General features: G+C 67.7%; 16 protein-coding genes. 13 read left to right on the top strand and 3 right to left on the bottom strand.

Annotated elements, in window-relative coordinates:
- The coding region (locus tag BJG92_RS14180; protein WP_232084635.1) for a LysM peptidoglycan-binding domain-containing protein at positions 1 to 667 on the bottom strand (667 nt) is incomplete at its 3' end.
- 267 nt (positions 668 to 934) lie between these two features.
- Here BJG92_RS14180 and BJG92_RS14175 point away from each other — a divergent pair.
- Positions 935 to 1,288, top strand: a complete 354-nt coding sequence (locus BJG92_RS14175; RefSeq protein ID WP_232084634.1) for an Rv2175c family DNA-binding protein — start codon at positions 935 to 937, stop codon at positions 1,286 to 1,288.
- A gap of 27 nt (positions 1,289 to 1,315) precedes the next feature.
- Here the strand turns inward: BJG92_RS14175 and BJG92_RS14170 are convergent, their stop codons facing one another.
- Together BJG92_RS14170 and BJG92_RS14165 are read right to left on the bottom strand one after the other, a co-directional pair.
- Positions 1,316 to 2,410, bottom strand: a complete 1,095-nt coding sequence (locus tag BJG92_RS14170) for a polyprenyl synthetase family protein (protein WP_232084633.1) — start codon at positions 2,408 to 2,410, stop codon at positions 1,316 to 1,318.
- Positions 2,407 to 2,958, bottom strand: coding sequence for a hypothetical protein (locus tag BJG92_RS14165; protein ID WP_232084632.1), 552 nt, complete (start codon positions 2,956 to 2,958; stop codon positions 2,407 to 2,409). Before BJG92_RS14165 ends, BJG92_RS14170 begins: the two co-directional genes overlap by 4 nt.
- A 74-nt stretch (positions 2,959 to 3,032) precedes the next feature.
- On the opposite strand from BJG92_RS14165, the gene dinB reads away from it, so the two are divergent.
- The 12 genes from dinB to BJG92_RS14105 all read left to right on the top strand — a co-directional run bounded on the left by dinB (position 3,033) and on the right by BJG92_RS14105 (position 18,201).
- Positions 3,033 to 4,304, top strand: a complete 1,272-nt coding sequence (gene dinB, locus BJG92_RS14160) for a DNA polymerase IV (protein WP_374199803.1) — start codon at positions 3,033 to 3,035, stop codon at positions 4,302 to 4,304.
- A gap of 276 nt (positions 4,305 to 4,580) precedes the next feature.
- Positions 4,581 to 4,955: a DUF3040 domain-containing protein gene (locus BJG92_RS14155; RefSeq protein ID WP_232084631.1), complete on the top strand. Its 375-nt coding sequence runs from the start codon at positions 4,581 to 4,583 to the stop codon at positions 4,953 to 4,955.
- A gap of 368 nt (positions 4,956 to 5,323) precedes the next feature.
- Positions 5,324 to 5,752: a division/cell wall cluster transcriptional repressor MraZ gene (gene mraZ, locus BJG92_RS14150; RefSeq protein WP_232084630.1), complete on the top strand. Its 429-nt coding sequence runs from the start codon at positions 5,324 to 5,326 to the stop codon at positions 5,750 to 5,752.
- A 237-nt stretch (positions 5,753 to 5,989) separates the two neighbouring features.
- The gene (gene rsmH, locus BJG92_RS14145; RefSeq protein ID WP_232084629.1) at positions 5,990 to 6,988 is read left to right on the top strand and encodes a 16S rRNA (cytosine(1402)-N(4))-methyltransferase RsmH; all 999 of its coding nucleotides are present in this window, start codon (positions 5,990 to 5,992) and stop codon (positions 6,986 to 6,988) included.
- Positions 6,985 to 7,674 (top strand): hypothetical protein, encoded by a 690-nt coding sequence (locus BJG92_RS14140; protein WP_232084628.1) that lies wholly within the window; start codon positions 6,985 to 6,987, stop codon positions 7,672 to 7,674. Before rsmH ends, BJG92_RS14140 begins: the two co-directional genes overlap by 4 nt.
- 42 nt (positions 7,675 to 7,716) lie before the next feature.
- A complete protein-coding gene (locus BJG92_RS14135; protein WP_232084627.1) occupies positions 7,717 to 9,519 on the top strand; it encodes a penicillin-binding protein 2 in 1,803 nt (600 codons plus the stop codon).
- Between the two features lie 102 nt (positions 9,520 to 9,621).
- Positions 9,622 to 11,268 (top strand): UDP-N-acetylmuramoyl-L-alanyl-D-glutamate--2,6-diaminopimelate ligase, encoded by a 1,647-nt coding sequence (locus BJG92_RS14130; protein WP_232084626.1) that lies wholly within the window; start codon positions 9,622 to 9,624, stop codon positions 11,266 to 11,268.
- Between the two features lie 6 nt (positions 11,269 to 11,274).
- Positions 11,275 to 12,837, top strand: a complete 1,563-nt coding sequence (gene murF / locus BJG92_RS14125; protein WP_232084625.1) for a UDP-N-acetylmuramoyl-tripeptide--D-alanyl-D-alanine ligase — start codon at positions 11,275 to 11,277, stop codon at positions 12,835 to 12,837.
- On the top strand, positions 12,834 to 13,943 hold the full coding sequence (gene mraY, locus BJG92_RS14120; protein WP_232084624.1) for a phospho-N-acetylmuramoyl-pentapeptide-transferase: 1,110 nt from the start codon (positions 12,834 to 12,836) through the stop codon (positions 13,941 to 13,943). The genes murF and mraY overlap by 4 nt, the downstream gene beginning before the upstream one ends.
- Positions 13,925 to 15,526: a UDP-N-acetylmuramoyl-L-alanine--D-glutamate ligase gene (gene murD, locus BJG92_RS14115; RefSeq protein WP_374199802.1), complete on the top strand. Its 1,602-nt coding sequence runs from the start codon at positions 13,925 to 13,927 to the stop codon at positions 15,524 to 15,526. The genes mraY and murD overlap by 19 nt, the downstream gene beginning before the upstream one ends.
- Positions 15,527 to 15,528: 2 nt before the next feature.
- Positions 15,529 to 17,022 (top strand): putative lipid II flippase FtsW, encoded by a 1,494-nt coding sequence (gene ftsW / locus BJG92_RS14110; protein WP_232084622.1) that lies wholly within the window; start codon positions 15,529 to 15,531, stop codon positions 17,020 to 17,022.
- Positions 17,023 to 17,028: 6 nt separating this feature from the next.
- Positions 17,029 to 18,201 carry a glycosyltransferase gene (locus BJG92_RS14105; protein WP_232084621.1) on the top strand — a complete coding sequence of 391 codons (1,173 nt, stop codon included), beginning with the start codon at positions 17,029 to 17,031 and terminating at the stop codon, positions 18,199 to 18,201.
- Positions 18,202 to 18,203 lie beyond the last annotated feature (2 nt).

Genomic DNA, 18,203 nt, shown 5'->3' with positions numbered 1-18,203 from the left:
GAGCCGCAGGTGTGGGGGCCGGCGCGGCGGCGCCGCTGCCGATCTTGATCTGCTGGCCCGGACGGATGATGGAACCCATGTTGAGGCCGTTCCAGCCGAAGACTTCGGAGAGCTTGACGCCATGGCGGGCGGCGATGGCGCCGAGGGTGTCGCCCGACTTCACGGTGTACACGCTGCCGCCGGCGGCACCGGCCGGAGCGGGAGCCGGTGCTGACGGCGCCGGTGCTGACGGCGCCGGGGCCGTTCCGGTGAGCTTGATCTTCTGGCCGGGGTAGATCAGCGTGTTTGACTGCAGGTTGTTCAGCTTCAGGATGGCGGACGTCTCAAGGCCGAACTTGCCGGCAATTCCGCTGATCGTGTCGCCCCGCGTGATCGTGTACTCCGCCGGCGCCGCGGCCTGGGCCGGACGGAACGCAGCCGGAACCATCGCCGGGACGGAGCTGGCCGGGATCAGTGCGGAGGTCAGCGACTTTGCCGTCAGGGCCTGCGTCTGGGCCTTCATGGCGGCAGCCAGCGTCGCCGGAATGACGCGCGGACGGGACTCGGCCGCCGCCGGCTGGGCGAGCGCCAAGGAAGACAGAACGACGGCGGGAAGGGCCGCCGTCGTCGCCGCGATCATGGGCAGGCTTGGCCGCTGGTAGGGCTTTGGCGAACGAGACGTCGTCATGGGAAAAATCCTCTTCTCAGCGGCGAACGCTGCAGGTCAGGCCGTTGTTACTGGTGTTACCAGTGTGACTTAAGTTATTGCTGTTACAAATGTGATCTAAGTGAATCTCTCATGAATTGGCAATTAGCACAAGAACTGTTTGACATTCCGCAAACGTCTTTCTGTGGAGTGTCGGCAGGCGGGGGCCCACGGGGGCCGATATCAAGGCGGCGGCGCGGGTAGGGAGCCGACTAGGCGCGGGGGTGCCTGCCGTGGCAATCTTGATCCGTGAGTAATGTAGAAAGCCTCGTGGGCGAATGGCTGCCCCTGCCCGATGTCGCCCAGCTCCTCAACGTTTCCATTACCAAGGTCCACGCGCTTCTGGATGAACGCGCCGTCGCCGCATTGCGGGTCGGCGAACGTCGGATCCGCTGCGTGCCTGCGGAATTCATCCAGGACGGCCATGCCGTGGAGAGCCTGAAAGGGACCATCGTGGTCCTTTCCGACGCCGGCTATTCGGACGAGGAACTCATTACCTGGCTCTTCACGCCGGATGAATCCCTGCGCGGGCGCCCGATCGATGCCCTGCGCGAGGGCCGGAAAACGGAGATCCGACGCCGGGCGCAGTCCTTGGCCTGGTAGTCCCGGTCCGGACGGATCCGCAGCTGCCTAAGCGGCGCGGCTGACCGTCGCCTCAGCCAATTTCCGGAGTGCCGTCTTGGGCAGTTCCTCCAGCGGCAAAACATCCAGCGCCGCGAACGCCGCCCGGCCGAACTCCTCGATCAGTGTTTCCGTGGCCTGGAGCGCACCGCAATCGGCGATGATGCGGCGGATCTCGTCCACATCCGCCGCATCCAGCCCGGGGTCGCCCAGTTTCGCGTCGATGAAGGCGGATTCGGCCGGCGTCGCCTGGTCCAGCGCGAACGCCACCAGCACGGTCCGCTTGCCTTCGCGCAGATCGTCCCCGGCCGGCTTGCCCGTGGTCACCGGGTCGCCGAAGACGCCCAGGACGTCGTCCCGGAGCTGGAAAGCCTCGCCCAGAGGAAGGGCGAAGGCCGAATAGCCGCGCAGCAGCTCATCCGGCGCGCCGGCGAGGGCTCCGCCGAGGGCCAGGGGATGTTCGGTGGAGTACTTTGCCGACTTGAACCTGATGATGGACTGGGCCCGTCTGACCGCACCCGCCCGGTCCCGCCGCGGTCCCGCGACCTCTTCGAGGATATCGAGGTACTGGCCGGCCATGACCTCGGCGCGCATGAGGTTGAATATGAGCCTGGCCTGGCTTCCTGATCCGGCGCGATCGCCGATTTCGGTGAAGGATTCCTCGCTAAAGGACAGGCACAGGTCGCCCGTCAGGATGGCGGCGGCGTGGCCGAACCGTTCGCTGTCCAGCGCCCAGCCCTGGGTCTGGTGCAGCTCGCTGAAGCGCCGGTGCACGCTGGGACCGCCTCGGCGGGTGTCCGAGCGGTCAATGATGTCGTCATGGATGAGCGCGGCGGCCTGGAACAGTTCCAGGGCCGAGCCGGCCGTGACCACCTCGGCGGCTCCGGCGTCTCCGCCCGCGCCGCGCCAGCCCCAATAGCACATGAGCGCCCGCAGGCGTTTGCCGCCGGTGACCAGGTTCGAGATGGACCCCATCAACGGATCGATATCGGGGGAGATCGAGGACATGACGCTTTGGCGGCTGGTCAGGAAATCCGTGAGCTTGCCGGCGACGGCGGCCACGTAGGCAGTCTGCTCAAGGCGCAGCTGCTCCGCGAGGGTCACTTGACGGACTCGGCAGCGACGTTTGCGCCGATGGTGAACGTCGACACTCCGGAGGTCTCCATCACGGAGATGTTGACCGTCTCGTTGTCGCCGCGGAGGAAGTCCTTGGACGGCACGGTGCCGACGGTCTCGCCGGGCACGGCCTTGAAGCCCTGTGCCTCCAGAGCGGCCGTATAGTACGCAAGCACCGCGGCGGCCGGCCCGGGAATGCTGCCGACGAGAGCCACGGTCGCCGGCACAGTGGTCTTGTCGAAGCTGCTCGACACGACCCTCGCACCGGGCATGACAGGCAGGAGCGTCTGCGGGAACCCGGGAACCAGGGCTCCCACCGTGGCCGACGTTCCGGGTTCCGCGGAGGGGCTGGCCGAGGCCGTGGCCGAGGGGCTGGACGACGCGCTGGCCGAGGACGGCACAGCCGCCGCCGTCGACGACGAACCCGAGGGAGCCGGCCCGGGGGCTGCGGGCGTGCAGGCGGCCAGGGCGGCCATCAACGTGCCGGCTGCCAGCACCGAAACTGCAGCACGTGTGCGCTCTCCAAAAACCTTCACAGGGACTTTCCTCCTGGTATTGACGCCGGATTCAGCCTCCAGCTTAGTCAGTCCCGGGGCATAGGATTGAAGTTGTGGGGCCGGACAGGGATAAACAGCAGCAGGAAGAGCCGCTTCAGCAGGCCCTCCCCGCATCCGGACGCCCCAGTGAGGCAACGCTTCGGGAGCTCCGGCGCAGCAGCATCCTGCACGTGGACATGGATGCGTTCTACGTGTCCGTCGAACTGCGCACCCGACCGGCCCTGGTGGGCAAGCCGGTGATCGTCGGCTACCCCGCAGACCGCTCCGTCGTCCTCTCGGCCTCCTACGAGGCGCGCGCCTTCGGCGTGAAATCGGCGATGCCCATGGTGGTCGCGGCGCGCATGTGCCCGTCGGCCGTCATCATCGAACCCCGGCACAAGCTGTACTTCGAGGTCTCCGGCCAGATCATGGGGATCTTCGGATCCATCACCGACCTCGTCGAGCCCCTCAGCGTCGACGAGGCCTTCCTTGACGTCGGGGGGGCGATCCGCCGGCTGGGGCCGCCCCGGGAGATCGGCGAGCTCATCCGCACCCGCGTCCGCAGCGAACTGGGCATTACAGCGTCCGTGGGCATCGCTGCGAGCAAGTTCGTCGCGAAGATCGCATCCACCCGGTGCAAGCCCGACGGCCTTCTGCTCATCGGTCCGGACCAGACGGTGCCCTACCTGCACAGCCTCCCGGTCAATGCGCTCTGGGGTGTCGGCGCGAAGACCGTCGAGGTGCTGGCCAGGATGGGCATCCGGACAGTGGCCGACGTCGCGGCGACACCGCTGCCTTCGCTCCGGAAGGTACTCGGCGCCTCCGGGGAGCACGTCCACCGGCTGTCGTGGGGGATTGATCCCCGCCCCGTCACACCGGTCCGGCCGGAAAAGAGCATCGGCGCCGAGGAGACATTCGCCGTCGACACGGCCGACGAGGCGTTGCTCCACCGGGAACTGCTCAGACTCTCGCACCGGACTGCCGAGCGTCTCCGGGGAGCCGGAATGCACGCCCGCACCGTGGCCCTCAAGCTGCGGTATGCGGATTTTTCAACCATCACCCGCAGTCGAACCGTCAGCACCCCGATCGACAGCGCGCAGCTGCTCTATGCCGTGGCGGTCCAACTCCTGGCATCCGTCGGCGACCGGCCCATGACGGTGCGGCTTGTCGGCATCCGGGCCGAGCAGCTGGAAGTAGCGGCGCAGGCGCCCCTGCAGCTCAGCCTGGACCGCCGGGATGACAACTGGCGAGCGGCAGAGCAGGCCCTCGATGCCGTGACCCGGAAGTTCGGCACGAAGTCGGTGCTGCCGGCACGGCTACTGGATCCGGGCAGCGGCGCCGGCTGATTTGTCCCCCCGGGACACTGACTCGGTGCAGTCACTTAGGGACAGCGTCTTTCCGAAGAGGGCACAACAAACTATCCTTATTTATACGTAGGTTTGGAACGCCTGGATCGAGCGTTCGGACTCTTGCGTGACCAGCTGAACACCTGTGAACGGGCCCGCGAACACTCCCTTTCGACCAATGGCGGCGATGGGGAACCACTCGGGAATCCCGGACGTTAGGGGTTTAGGACAATGGCCGCGTCAAGTCCGGACGCCGGCCGAATTTAGGAGGTCGTGATGCCGCTCTCGGAACACGAACAGAAGTTGCTTGAGCAACTGGAGAAGCAGCTGCATGAAGACGATCCCAAGTTCGCCAGCTCCATGGGTTCGGACCCGGGCCGTTCCTGGTCCACCCGCCATCTGGTCATCGGCGTGCTGGCCACCCTGGCCGGGGTGCTGCTCCTGTTGGTCGGTGTGACACTTCAGAATATCTTCGTCGGGGTCCTTGGTTTCGTGGTCATGGGGGCAGGGGTCTACTACGCCACGATGCGTAACTCGAGCCCCGGCAAGGAGAAAGCGGCCCGTCCGGACCGGAAGTCCGGAAAACCGAGGAGCTCCTTCATGAGCAGCCTCGAGCAGCGCTGGGACGAAAGGCACCGCGGGGAATCCTGAGGCCACTCCGCCTCGTTCCGCACCGTACCTTCACCACCCTCCATTCCCCACCACAGACATTCCCCACCACAGACGTTCCGGGGAGGCATTCAAAGACCCGCTTCGGCGGGTCTTTTGCCGTTAACCGTCCAGTGTGCCGCCGGCCCCGCTTGAGGGTCGCACTTCCCTCCACTTTCCCTCCACTGCGCCCCACCGGCCCATTTCCCGTGCCCTTGCAGGGCGCGTTGGGTGCCACATCCCACAAATTGGCCCAGATATGTTCGGCGTGTCGTTGACTGTGGAGCGATGTGGAGTAATGTGGAGGACGTAAGAGGGTAGTGGCAGCACGGGGGACGTTGGGCTTCCTGCGAACAGACAGGCGGTGGGCCGTGTTTCTCGGCACACACTCGCCGCGTCTGGACGAAAAAGGTCGAATCATCCTTCCCGCGAAGTTCCGTGAGGAGCTTGCCAGCGGCCTGGTTCTCACAAGGGGCCAGGAACGTTGCATCTACGTCTTCAGTGAGGCGGAGTTCGGCCGGGTTCACGAGCAAATGCGGGAGACTCCCATCTCCAACAAGCAGGCACGTGACTACATCCGGGTCTTCCTCTCTGGAGCCTCCGACGAGGTACCTGACAAGCAGGGGCGCGTGACGATTCCGCCGGCGCTCCGGGAATACGCAGGACTCGGCAGGGAACTGGCCGTAATCGGGGCCGGAACCCGCGCAGAGATCTGGGACGCCCAGGCCTGGAACGAGTACCTCGCCGAAAAGGAAACGGCCTTCTCGGAGACCGACGACGCCATACCGGGGATTCTCTGAAGACCCACAGGATTCACCGCACGGCATGTTTCTTGACCGAGATCTCCAGCCGCCCATCCGGTTGTTTTCCTGGCTCACTTCCCCGGAGCCAGGCGGACGCAGGATAGGCGCGGATGGGGATCTGGATCAAGAAACGGCGCGCAGCACCATTCAGAGCGGCACCATTCAGACACACACTCCGGCACCACCGCCCGATCACGAGCCAACCATGATCAACCATCTCGAAAGGACGCAGGTATGACCGACCCTGACCAGGCGAAGCCTACGTCCGAACGGCATGTACCGGTCCTCAGGGACCGGTGCATCAATTTGTTGGCCCCTGCTTTCGAGGCTGCACGGAGCCGCGGCGAGACCCCCGTGGCCATCGATGCCACCCTGGGCATGGGCGGGCACGCCGAGGCCATGCTCCAGCGCTTCCCGGACCTCCACCTGATCGGCATCGACCGTGACGAAGAGGCCCTGGCCCTGGCGGGGGAGCGGCTCAAGCCCTTCGCGAACCGGATCGACCTCGTTCACGCGGTCTACGACGAAATCCCGGAGGTCCTCGAGGACCTTGGATTCACCGAGGTCCACGGGATCCTGATGGACCTCGGTGTCTCCTCGCTGCAGCTCGACGAGCGCGAACGCGGCTTCGCGTACTCCTTCGATGCCCCGCTGGACATGCGGATGGACACAAGCCGCGGCCAGCGGGCCGCCGACGTCGTCAACAACTACAGCGAAGAGAAGCTGGTCCGGATCATCCGCAAATGGGGCGAGGAGAAGTTCGCCGGGCGCATCGCCAACCGGATCGTCACCGCCCGCGCCGTGAAGCCCTTCACCACTACCGGTGAACTGGTCGAACAGATCCGCGACGTGGTTCCCTCCAGCGCGGCGAAGAGCGGCGGACACCCCGCGAAGCGGACCTTCCAGGCCCTGCGGATCGAGGTCAACGAAGAACTCGACGTCCTGGAGCGCGCAATTCCCGCAGCCGTCACGGCAATCGCCGTCGGCGGCCGCGTCGTTGTCATGTCCTACCACTCGCTGGAGGACAAGATCGTCAAAGGATTCTTCCAGGCCGGCTCGAAGTCCTCGGCCCCGCTCGGTTTCCCGGTGGAGCTCGAAGAGCACAGGGCAGAACTGAAAACCCTGACGAAGGGCACCGAGGTGCCCACCGTCGCTGAAATCGCAGAAAATCCCCGCGCCGCTTCCGCCAGGCTCCGTGCCGTGGAACGAATCAAAGCCAGGAGGGCCGCATGAGCACCGCCGCTGTCAACAGATTCCCCGTTGCCGCGGGCGCGACAGCCCGCGCCCTGCCGGCCATCCATCCGGACACGGCGCCGGCCCGCAAGGAACGCACGCCGCTCTCGGTGGTCCGTACGGCCCCGCGCAAGCGGCGTGCCCCGTTTGTGGTGCTCTGCTTCTCTCTCCTGGCAGTGGCACTCATGGCGGTACTGGTTCTGAATATCTCGGTTTCCACCGCGCAGTACCAGCTGGTCCAGCTCCGCAGCGACCAGTCGACGCTCACGAAACAGAACCAGGACCTGACCCAGCAGGTGCAGAACTTCGATGCCCCGCAGAACCTCGCCGCCAAGGCCACCGAGCTGGGCATGGTGGCATCCACCGCCAAAGGCCAGATCGATCTCTCCACCCTGGCGGTCACCGGCAAGGCCAAACCGGCGGTGAAGGGCGACTCTGCCGGAGCCGTCATCGCGGCCCCGGCCGTCGCCGGCCAGCTCAGCATCGTCCCGCCCGCCACCACCAACGAACCACTCATCAACCGCAAGCCGGCGGAGAGCGTACCGGCTCCGGCTGCCCCGTCGCCGCCTGCGGCTCCGGCCGCGGAACTCCCGGTTCCTGCGGTCCCGGCCACGCCGGCGGCCGCCGCCGTGGAACTTCACGGAGGATCCGTTCCGGCTCCTGCGCAGAAGGTTCCGGGAAAGTAACGCAGGACGGACCACCAGCCAGGCAAGCAGCAAGGAAACCCCGTGGCGCAGAACACCGGCAAGGCACGCAAGCCCAAGGCGCCCAGCGCGACACGGCGGCTCCGGCTGGGCCTTGGCCTCATGCTGACGCTCCTGCTCGTCGTCGGCGGAAAGCTTTTCCTGGTCCAGGGCCTCGACGTCGGCGGGATGGCCGAAGCGGCCCTCAAAAACCGCCTGACACCGGTGGCGCTGCCCGCCGAACGCGGCAGCATCCTGGACGCCAACGGCACCGTCCTCGCCAGCAGCGTGATCCGCTACAACGTCGTCGTTGACCAGACGGTCAATACCAAGACCGAGACCTTCCGCCGCCTCGAAACAGTGGACGGCAAGGATGCTCTCGTCAAGGTCTCCCGGGACCAGGGGATCTCCGAGCTCGCCGCGCTGCTGGGCATGGGCCGGGACGACGTCAAGACCGCACTCACGGGCACACAGCGCTACTACATCGTGGCCAAGGACGTAAAGCCCGACGTCGAGGACCGCATCTCCAAACTGCAGATCCCCGGGATCGTCACCGAAGGCACCAGCAAGCGCGTCTACCCCAACGGCTCTGTTGCCGGCGGGATCGTCGGTTTCCTCAAGGACGGCGAGAGCGGCCAGGCCGGCCTGGAACAGACCCAGGATGAGGTCCTGAAGGGTACGGCGGGCAAGCGGCTGTTCGAAATCGGAGCCGACGGCCTGCGCATCCCGGTGGGCGTGGATCAGTTGACCCCTGCCGTGAACGGCAAGGACATCAAGCTCACCCTCAACTCGGACCTTCAATACTTCGCCCAGCAGGCGATCCAGAGCCAGCGGGACAAACTCAGCGCCGAGTGGGGCGTCATCGTCGTCTCCGATATCAAGACGGGCAACATCATCGCGATGGCGGACACCAACGCCCCGGATCCCAACGACCCGGGCAAGGCCGAGGCCAAGGACCGCGGCGTCCGCGCCGTCACCGCCGCCTACGAGCCCGGTTCGGTGGAGAAGATGATCACGGCCGCGGCACTGATCGAGGAAGGCAAGGCCAGTCCGCTGGAGAAGTTCACCATCCCGCCGTCGTACACCGTCGACGGGCAGACCTTCAGCGATTCCTTCACCCACGGTACCGAGGACCGGACGCTGGCCGGCATCCTCGGGTGGTCCATGAACACCGGAACCGTCATGGCCGGGCAGCGGCTCAGCAAAGACCAGCGCCATGACTGGCTGGCGAAGTTCGGCATCGGCGAAGCCCCCAGGATCGGGCTGCCCGCCGAGGCCACAGGCATCCTGACTCCCGCTGACCAGTGGGACGGACGGCAGGAATACACCGTGCTGTTCGGCCAGGGTGTGTCCCAGTCCACCCTGCAGACGGTCCGGGCCTTCCAGAGCATCGCCAACGACGGCGTGATGCTCCAGCCACGCCTGATCGATAGCTACATCACCCCGGAAGGCACTGAGGAAAAAGTGCCGGCCGAGCCGCCGCGGCAGATCGTCTCGAAAGAGACCGCCCGGCAGGTCCGCGACATCCTTGAGAGCGCCGTGACGGAAGGGCGGATCAAGGAAGCAGGGGTGGACGGCTACCGGGTCGGCGCCAAGACCGGCACGTCCCAGTCACCCTGCGATGACGGGAAGTCCGGGTTCTGCGGCTTCACCGCCTCCATGGTGGGGATGGCGCCGATGGACGATCCGCGGTTTATTGTTGAAGTGGTCCTGCAACGGCCCAAGGGCGATATCTACGGCATCTCGAACGGTCCGACCTTCCGTTCGGTCATGAGCCAGACGCTGCGGACCTTCAACGTCCAGCCCTCGACCGGTGAGCCCGCCAGGCTCGCGCAGTACGCCAAGTAGCAGCACCCAGCACCGGCGCCTGAAGCAAGCACCACAGCCTGCGGGCCCGAGCAATTCCGTGCGCAGCGCACGGTCCAACCCGCACCACCAACGGAGATCCACTTGTCAGAGCTCAATGCCCCCGGCGCGTCCCCCGCGCAGCCCGGCCAGGCCTCCGCCCCGGCGTTCCGGCCCACAGCCGTCGCCGCAGTGCCGTTGGCCGCCATCGGCCAGGCGGTCGGCGTCCTCGTTCCCGGGGCGGCCGGTTCGCTCGCGGTCACCGGGATCTCGCTGAACTCCCGGGCAGTGCAGCCGGGGGACCTGTACGTCGCGCTGCCCGGTGCTGCCCGGCACGGGGCGGACTTCGTGCCCCAGGCCGTAGACGCCGGCGCCGCCGCGGTGCTGACGGACGACGCCGGCGCGCGCCTGCTCGCGCTCTCAAACGACATTTCCGTTCCGGTGCTGCTGGCCCGGGAACCCCGCAGCCTCGTGGGTCCGTTGTCCGCCCTGATCTACCAGAGCAGGCCAGCGGACGCACCCGCACCGGCCCTGTTCGGCGTTACGGGCACCAACGGCAAGACCACCACCACCTACTTCGTCAACGCGCTCCTCCAGGCCCTCGGCAAGAAGACCGGACTGATCGGGACCATCGAGATCCTGGCCGGCGGCGAGCCGATCCCGAGCCTGCTCACCACCCCGGAATCCACCGACGTGCATGCGCTGCTCGCGCTGATGCGCGAACGCGGCCTCGATGCGGCGTCGATGGAGGTTTCCTCCCACGCGCTCTCCTTCCACCGCGTGGACGGAGTCACCTTCGACGTCGCCGGCTTCACCAACCTCACGCAGGACCACCTGGACCTGCACGGGACCATGGAGGAGTACTTCCAGACCAAGGCACAGCTTTTCACCCCCGGGCGCGCGCGCACCGCCGTCGTGACCGTAGATGACGAATGGGGCGTGAAGCTTGCGGCCGCCGCCGGCATCCCGGTCACCACCCTGGCAACGTCGTCCGCCGGCGCGGCTGCCGCGGCTGACTGGACCGTGACCGGGCCGGCCCCGCGGGGGCTGGGAACCGACTTCACGCTCCGGCACCGCGACGGCACCGAGCTGCGCGTCCACACCGGGCTACCCGGCAGCTTCAACGTGGCCAACGCCGCCCTCGCCACCGCCATGGTGCTCGCCGGCGGCCACGAAGCGGCCGCCGTCCAGACCGCACTGGAAAGCCACGACCCTTTCACCGTCGCCGTCCCCGGCCGGATGCAGCTTGTCGCCACGGCCCCTGCCGCGGTGGTCGACTTCGCGCACAACCCCGACGCCCTGGCCCGCGCCCTCGAGGCGGTCCGGTCACCGGAGCCCGGCTCGAAGGTGATCGTGGTCTTCGGTGCCACCGGGCAGCGTGACCAGGGCAAACGGCCCGCCATGGGAGCCATCGCCGCCCGGCTCGCGGACACCGTCATCATTAGCGACGACGACCCGCACGACGAGGACGCCGCCGCGATCCGCGCAGGCGTTCTGGCCGGGGCCATCGAGGCGCGGGAGCGCGAACGGCTGGACTGCACCGTCCTGGAAGTCTTCCCTCGCGACGCCGCTATCCGGAAGGCGGCGGAGCTTGCCGGCCCGCGGGACACCATCCTCGTGGCCGGCCGGGGCCACGAAATATGGCAGGAAGTCAAGGGCGTCAACCTCGCCCTGGACGACAGGGTGGAACTGCGCTCCGCCTTGACAGCACGGGGATTCACCGTTCTCGAAGACCAGAGGATAGAGTCCTAAACCGAGATGATTGCACTTACAGCGGCGGAAATCGCCGAGATTACCAACGGCCGGCTGGCCGCGGAACCGGACATCACGCCCGGCTCTGTGGTGACCGACTCCCGTGAAGCCACAGCAGGTTCCCTCTACGTGGCGAAGCCGGGGGAGGCTGCCGACGGCCACGACTTCGTCGGCGCCGCCTTTGACCGCGGCGCCGTCCTGGCGCTCGTGGAACATGACGTCGCCGACGCCGCCGGGAAGAACTACCCCGCCGTCGTCGTCCAGGACTCGGTCCTGGCCATGGGCGCCCTCGCAGCCGAAGCCGTGCGCCGGATCCGCGCCCGCCGGCAGGCCGAGGGCGCGCAACTGACCGTCATCGGCATCACCGGATCCGCCGGAAAGACCACCACCAAGGACCTGCTGGCCGGGATCCTGGCAGGCGGCGACGACGACAGCGCTGCCGGCTCCCAAGGTGCCACGATCGCGCCGCAGGGCTCCTACAACGGCGAGGTCGGCGTCCCGCTGACCGTCTTCCGGGCCGGCTTCGACACGCGCTACCTCGTCATTGAGATGGGGGCCACGGGCATCGGCCACATCCGCTACCTCACGGAGATGGTCCGGCCCGACATCGGCGTCGTCCTCTGCGTGGGGACCGCGCACGCGGGAGAATTCGGCGGCGTGGACAACATCGCCGTGGCCAAGGGTGAACTCGTCGAGGCCCTGCCCGCCGGCGGCACCGCCATTCTCAACCTTGACGATGCACGCGTCGCAGCAATGGGGGAGCGCACCCGGGCAACGGTGCTGGGGTTCTCGGCCCGGCCGGCCCGCACAGGCCAGCCGGCCGCGGTCCGCGCGGACGGCGTCGCACTGAACGCCGGAGGCAGCCCCGAATTCGAGCTCCTCCTGCCGGGCGGCAACTCCCCGGCCGGCACGGGTCCGCACCACGTTGCGTCCCGGCTGATCGGCGAGCACCACGTCGCCAACCTGCTGGCAGCGGCGGCCGCCGCGTCCGCCGCCGGCATCCCCGCCGCCCGGATCGCCGCCTCGCTCAGCGCCCAGTCCGCGGCGAGCCGCTGGCGGATGGAACGCACCGAACGCGCCGACGGCGTCACCATCATCAACGACGCCTACAACGCGAACCCGGAGTCCATGCGGGCCGCCCTGCGGACGCTCGCCGACCTGGGCCAGGGACGCCGGACGTGGGCCGTGCTCGGGGCCATGCTCGAACTGGGGCCGGACTCCATCCGCGAACACATGGCCGTCGGTACCCAGGTGGTCCGGCTCAACATCTCCCGCCTGGTGGTGGTCGGCCGCGAGGCACGGTCCCTGTACGTCTCCGCCGTCAACGAAGGCTCCTGGGGCAACGAATGCGTCTTCGCCGAGACCCCGGAGGAGGCCTACGAACTGCTGCAGGCTGAACTCGAGCCCGGCGATCTGGTCCTGTTCAAATCCTCCAACAGCATCGGGCTGCGGCATCTGGGCGATCGGATAGCATTACCCCCACAAGCCCCGGGAACCCCGGCCGGCCACGCCGCAAAAATCCCCGATACAACTGCCGGAACCGCCACTGAAGGGAGTGCGCCGCTGTGATTGCACTGCTGATGGGCTCCGGCCTGGCCTTGCTCTTTGCCCTCGTGGGCACCCCGCTGTTCATCCGTTTCCTGGTCCGGAAAAGCTACGGGCAGTTCATCCGGGACGACGGACCCACATCGCACCACACCAAGCGCGGCACTCCCACGATGGGCGGCACCGTCGTCGTGCTGGCCGTCCTGGCCAGCTACGGACTCACCCACCTCATCATGTGGCTCATGAACCCGGGGTCCCCGGGGCCGTCGGCCTCGGCCCTGCTGCTCCTGTTCCTCATGGTCGGCATGGGGCTGGTCGGGTTCCTGGATGACTTCATCAAAATCTCCAAGCAGCGCAGCCTCGGCCTCGACGCCAAGGCCAAGCTGATCCTGCAGGCCGCCGTGGGCATCATCTTTGCCGTCCTGGCGCTGCAGTTCCCGAACGAGAACGGGCTCACCCCCGCGTCCTACCAGATCTCCCTGGTCCGCGACATCCCGTGGCTCAACCTCGCATTCGCGGGCACCCTTCTGGGCGCCATCCTCTTCGTGCTGTGGTCCAACTTCATCATTACGGCGGCCACCAACGGCGTGAACCTCACGGACGGCCTCGACGGCCTCGCCGCCGGCGCGGCAATCATGGTCTTCGGCGCGTACACCCTCATGGGCATCTGGCAGAGCAACCAGGCCTGCGGTTCCCCCCGCCAGACCGGCAGCGGCTGCTACAGCGTCCGCGATCCGCTGGACCTGGCCCTGCTCGCGGCCATTCTCAGTGCCGCGCTGGTCGGCTTCCTCTGGTGGAACACCTCGCCAGCGAAGATCTTCATGGGCGACACCGGATCGCTGGCCATCGGCGGCGCCGTCGCCGGCTTCGCCCTACTTTCCCGGACGGAACTGCTGCTGGCCTTCATCGGCGGCCTCTTCGTCCTGATCACCCTTTCGGTCATCATCCAGGTCGGGTACTTCAAACTCACCAAAGGCAAGCGCTTCTTCAAGATGGCTCCGCTCCAGCACCACTTTGAACTCAAAGGCTGGGCGGAAGTGACCGTCGTCGTCCGGTTCTGGATCCTGTGCGGGCTGTTCGTCGCCGCCGGCCTGGGCATCTTCTACGCCGAATGGGTGGTGCTGCTGTGACCGGACCGGTACCCGCACCGCTCACCACCTCACCGCGGCTCAAGGACCTCTGCACCTGGGATTCCGACTGGGCCGGGCTGCGCGTCGTGGTCACGGGCATCGGCGTCTCCGGGTTCGCGGCCGCGGACACCCTCATTGAACTTGGCGCCCGGGTGGTGGTGGTGGACGCCGCGACCGGCGCGAAGGCGCAGGCCCAGGCGGACACGCTGCGGATCGTCGGGGCAGTCGACGTGCTGCTCGGCGAGGACGCGGTGGAAGCCGTCCCCACGGTCGAGGGCCAGAAGCCCGAGCTGATCGTCACCTCCCCGGGCTGGCGACCGGACCAGGCCCTGCTCGCCGCCGCGGCACGGGCGCACATCCCGGTCTGGGGCGACGTCGAACTTGCCTGGCGGGTCCGTGAACGCAAGGGCCGCAAGACCGCCGACTGGCTCACCGTCACCGGCACGAACGGCAAGACGACGACCGTCGGGCTGACCGAATCCATGCTGCAGGCGGCCGGGCTGAAGGCCATTGCGGTCGGCAACGTCGGCACGCCCATCCTGGACGCGCTGCGCGACCCGGTGGACTACGACGTCTTCGCCGTTGAGCTCTCAAGCTTCCAGTTGCACTGGAGCGACTCCGTCTCGCCGGTGGCAAGCGTGTGCCTCAACGTCGCCGAAGACCACGTCGACTGGCACGGTTCCTACGCCTCCTACCTGGCCGACAAGGCCAAGGTGTACGCGAACACGCAGAAGGCGTGCATCTACAACGCCGAACAGATCGAAACCGAACGCATGGTGGAAGAAGCCGACGTCGTCGACGGCTGCCGTGCCGTGGGCTTCACCACGCTCACGCCCGCCGTCAGCATGCTCGGCGTGGTCGAGGGCCTCCTGGTGGACCGTGCCTTTATCGCCGAACGCAAGAACAGCGCCGTCGAGCTGGCCTCCATTGCCGACCTCGGACCGGTGGCGCCGCGCCACATGGTGGCCAACGCCCTGGCCGCGTCGGCCCTGGTCCGGGCCTACGGCGTTGAGCCGTCCGCCGTCCGCGCGGGCCTGTTGAAATTCCTGCCGGGGGAGCACCGCATCCAGCTTGTCGCCCGCCACAACGACGTCCTCTGGATCAATGACTCCAAGGCGACCAACCCGCATGCCGCCGCCGCGTCTTTGTCCGCGTTCGAAGACGTCGTGTGGATCGCCGGCGGGCTCTCCAAGGGTGTCAACTACGACGCCCTGGTCCAGGCGAACGTGCGCCGGCTCAAGGCCGTTGTGCTTATCGGTGCGGACTCGAGCGCCCTTCTGTCCGCTCTCCAGCGACACGCACCGGATGTCCCCGTGATTGGCCAGGCCAAGGGTGAAACTGAAGAGGCGCAGACTGCCGGAACGGCCCAAGCCGCATCAGGCCCCTCGCCGATTTTCAGCGAGACTGTGATGGCCCGGGCCGTTGCGTCGGCAGCGCAACTGGCCGCCCCCGGGGACACCGTGCTCCTGGCCCCGGCGGCAGCATCCATGGACCAGTTCTCTTCCTACGCTCACCGCGGCGACGCCTTCATTGCAGCCGTCCGGGAGCTCGTGGAAGGGCAGGCCCAGACCAGCGAGGAGTAACAATGGTCAGCGCGCCCACACGCCCCCCGGCGGCCAAGCCGGCCGCAGGAAGAGCAGGGGCCGGGACGGTATCCGGCACTGCCCAAGTTCCACGGCCGCCGGCAGGTCCGCAGTACGCCGCCGGCAAGGTCCGCGGCTGGTACCGGGGATTCTGGTCCGGCCTGGAGGGGACCGGGAAGTCCCGCAACGGATCCACCTACTACCTGATCCTTGGCTCCACCCTTGCCCTGACCGCCATCGGCATCATGATGGTGCTCTCGGCATCGAGCGTGGAAGCCATCGCCGCCGGAGAATCGCCGTATTCGGCGGCGCTCAAGCAAGGCATGTTCGCGGCGATCGGGGTTTTCGGCATGTTCCTGCTCTCCCGGGTCAATGTCGTCTGGCTTAAGCGCTTCGCCTGGCTCGCCATCGCCCTCGCCCTGGTCCTGCTCGTGCTGGTGCTCCTCGTGGGGCGCAGTGCCCTCGGCAACCAGAACTGGATCGACGTCGGGCCCTTCACGTTCCAGCCCTCCGAAGCTGCCAAGCTGGCCCTCGCACTCTGGATGGCCACGGTGCTCGGGGCCAAGTCGAAGCTGCTCAGCCAGTCAAAGCACGCCCTGGTCCCGGTGGCACCGGTCGCCGTGCTGGTGATCGGCCTCATTCTTGCCGGCAACGACCTCGGCACTGCCATGATCGTCATGATGATCACGGCCGCGGCACTCTTCTTCGCGGGCGTCCGGCTGTATGTGTTCGGCATTGCCGGGCTGGTGCTCGGTGCCGCCACGGCCGTCCTCGCCATTACCAGCCCCAACCGGGTGTGCCGCATCCTCTCTTGGACCGGCCAGACCTGCGCCGACGGCTCGGATGTGAACTACCAGTCCACCAACGGTATTTACGGGCTCGCCTCGGGCGGCTGGTTCGGGGTGGGGCTGGGCCAGAGCCGGCAGAAGTACAGCTGGATTCCGGAAGCCCACAACGACTTCATCTTTGCCATCATCGGCGAGGAACTCGGGCTCGTCGGCACCCTCGTGGTGCTGGTGCTGTTCGGCATCCTCGGCACCGCCATCTACCGCGTGGTGGTGGCGCAAAAGGACATGTTCCACCGAGTCCTCGCCGGCACCATCATGGTCTGGCTGCTCGGCCAGGCCACCGTCAACATGGCCGTCGTCACCGGCCTGGCCCCCGTCGTGGGGATCCCGCTGCCGTTCATCTCCTACGGCGGCTCCGCGCTGCTCATGTCGCTGTGCGCCATCGGCGTAGTCTTGTCACTGGCCCGGGCGCAGATGGCGCCCGGTATCCAGCCCCAGCGGATGTTCCGGTTCGGTCCGGCCGCGCTGGCCAAGACCCTCCGGAAGAAGTTCGGCAGCACCACACCCCCGAAGTCCCCGGCGTACCCGAAGTCCGCGGCCGCCGCGGCCAACCCGAAGTCCCCGGCCGCTGCGGCCAAACCTTCAGCTGCCAGGGTCCCGTCCGCCAAGATCCCGTCCCCCAAGAATCCCGCACGAAAGCGTAAATAGGCCACCATGCACACCGAACCGTCTTTGTCAGTCGTCCTAGCCGGCGGCGGAACAGCCGGGCACATCAGCCCGCTCCTGGCCATCGCCAGCGCGGTCCGGGATGCCCGCCCCGACGCGCGGCTCCTCGCGGTCGGCACACCGGCAGGCATGGAAGCCCGCCTGGTTCCGGCCGCCGGCCTGGACCTCGCCACCATCAGCCGGGTTCCGTTCCCGCGCAGGCCATCACTGGACCTGCTGCGGCTCCCCGGCCGGCTGGCCGGGGCGGTAAGGCAGGCCGGGGCCATCCTCGACGAGGCCGAGGCCGACGTCCTGGTCGGCGTCGGAGGCTATGTGTGCACACCGATGTACCTCGCCGCCTGGCGGCGGAAGATCCCGATCGTGATCCATGAAGCCAACGCCCGTCCCGGGCTGGCGAACCGCGTGGGAGCGCTGCTGGGCGGGCAGGTCGCCGTGGCCTTCGCCGGGACCAGGCTCGCCGGGGCCCGGCACGTGGGCATGCCGATGCGCCCCGGGATCTCCGGACTGGACCGGTCGGCGGCCCGGGCCGCGGCCCGCACGGCGCTCGGACTGGACCCTGAGAGGCCCACCCTGATTGTCACCGGCGGCTCCTCGGGCGCGCAGAGCATCAACCGCACCCTTACAGCCTCCGTCGGGGCCCTCGCCGGGGCAGGCATCCAGATCCTGCACATCACCGGCCGCGGCAAGGCTGTCCACGACGCCGACGGGGCCCCCCTCGCCGCCCCCGGCTACCGGCAGGTGGAGTACGTGGACGGCATGGAAACCGTCTACGCTGCCGCGGACCTGCTGCTGGCCCGGTCCGGCGCCGCAACCGTGTGCGAGGTCGCCGCCGTCGGTGTCCCCGCGGTCTTCGTCCCGCTGCCGGTCGGCAACGGCGAGCAGGCGCTCAACGCAGCCGGCCTGGTAGCGGCCGGAGGGGCGCTGATCGTGGCGGACACGGCGTTTACCCCCGGCTGGGTCAGGGACCACATCATCGCGCTGGTACAAGACCCGGACAGGCTCGCCCGGATGTCGGCCAGCTCCCGCCAGCTGGGTATCCGCAACGCGGACCGGCGCATGGCGGAGCTCGTCCTCGAAGCTGCAGATCACGACAGGTCCGCCTCCCCAAAGGCCGCCTCCCCGAAGGCAAAGTCCGTGAAACAGCACGGCAGGAAGCGCTAACG

It is taken from the genome of Arthrobacter sp. SO5 (genome assembly GCF_020532805.1).
Lineage (GTDB): Bacteria > Actinomycetota > Actinomycetes > Actinomycetales > Micrococcaceae > Arthrobacter.
Note: the sequence above shows the minus strand (reverse complement) of the source record. Positions and strands in the feature narration are given on the sequence as shown.

Bases quoted from the DNA above. Each gene is read 5' to 3' on its own strand.
- BJG92_RS14140 (WP_232084628.1), top strand. From the start codon at position 6,985: ATGAGCACCGCCGCTGTCAACAGATTCCCCGTTGCCGCGGGCGCGACA.
- BJG92_RS14155 (WP_232084631.1), top strand. From the start codon at position 4,581: ATGCCGCTCTCGGAACACGAACAGAAGTTGCTTGAGCAACTGGAGAAG.
- murF (WP_232084625.1), top strand. From the start codon at position 11,275: ATGATTGCACTTACAGCGGCGGAAATCGCCGAGATTACCAACGGCCGG.
- BJG92_RS14105 (WP_232084621.1), top strand. From the start codon at position 17,029: ATGCACACCGAACCGTCTTTGTCAGTCGTCCTAGCCGGCGGCGGAACA.
- ftsW (WP_232084622.1), top strand. From the start codon at position 15,529: ATGGTCAGCGCGCCCACACGCCCCCCGGCGGCCAAGCCGGCCGCAGGA.
- rsmH (WP_232084629.1), top strand. From the start codon at position 5,990: ATGACCGACCCTGACCAGGCGAAGCCTACGTCCGAACGGCATGTACCG.
- murD (WP_374199802.1), top strand. From the start codon at position 13,925: ATGGGTGGTGCTGCTGTGACCGGACCGGTACCCGCACCGCTCACCACC.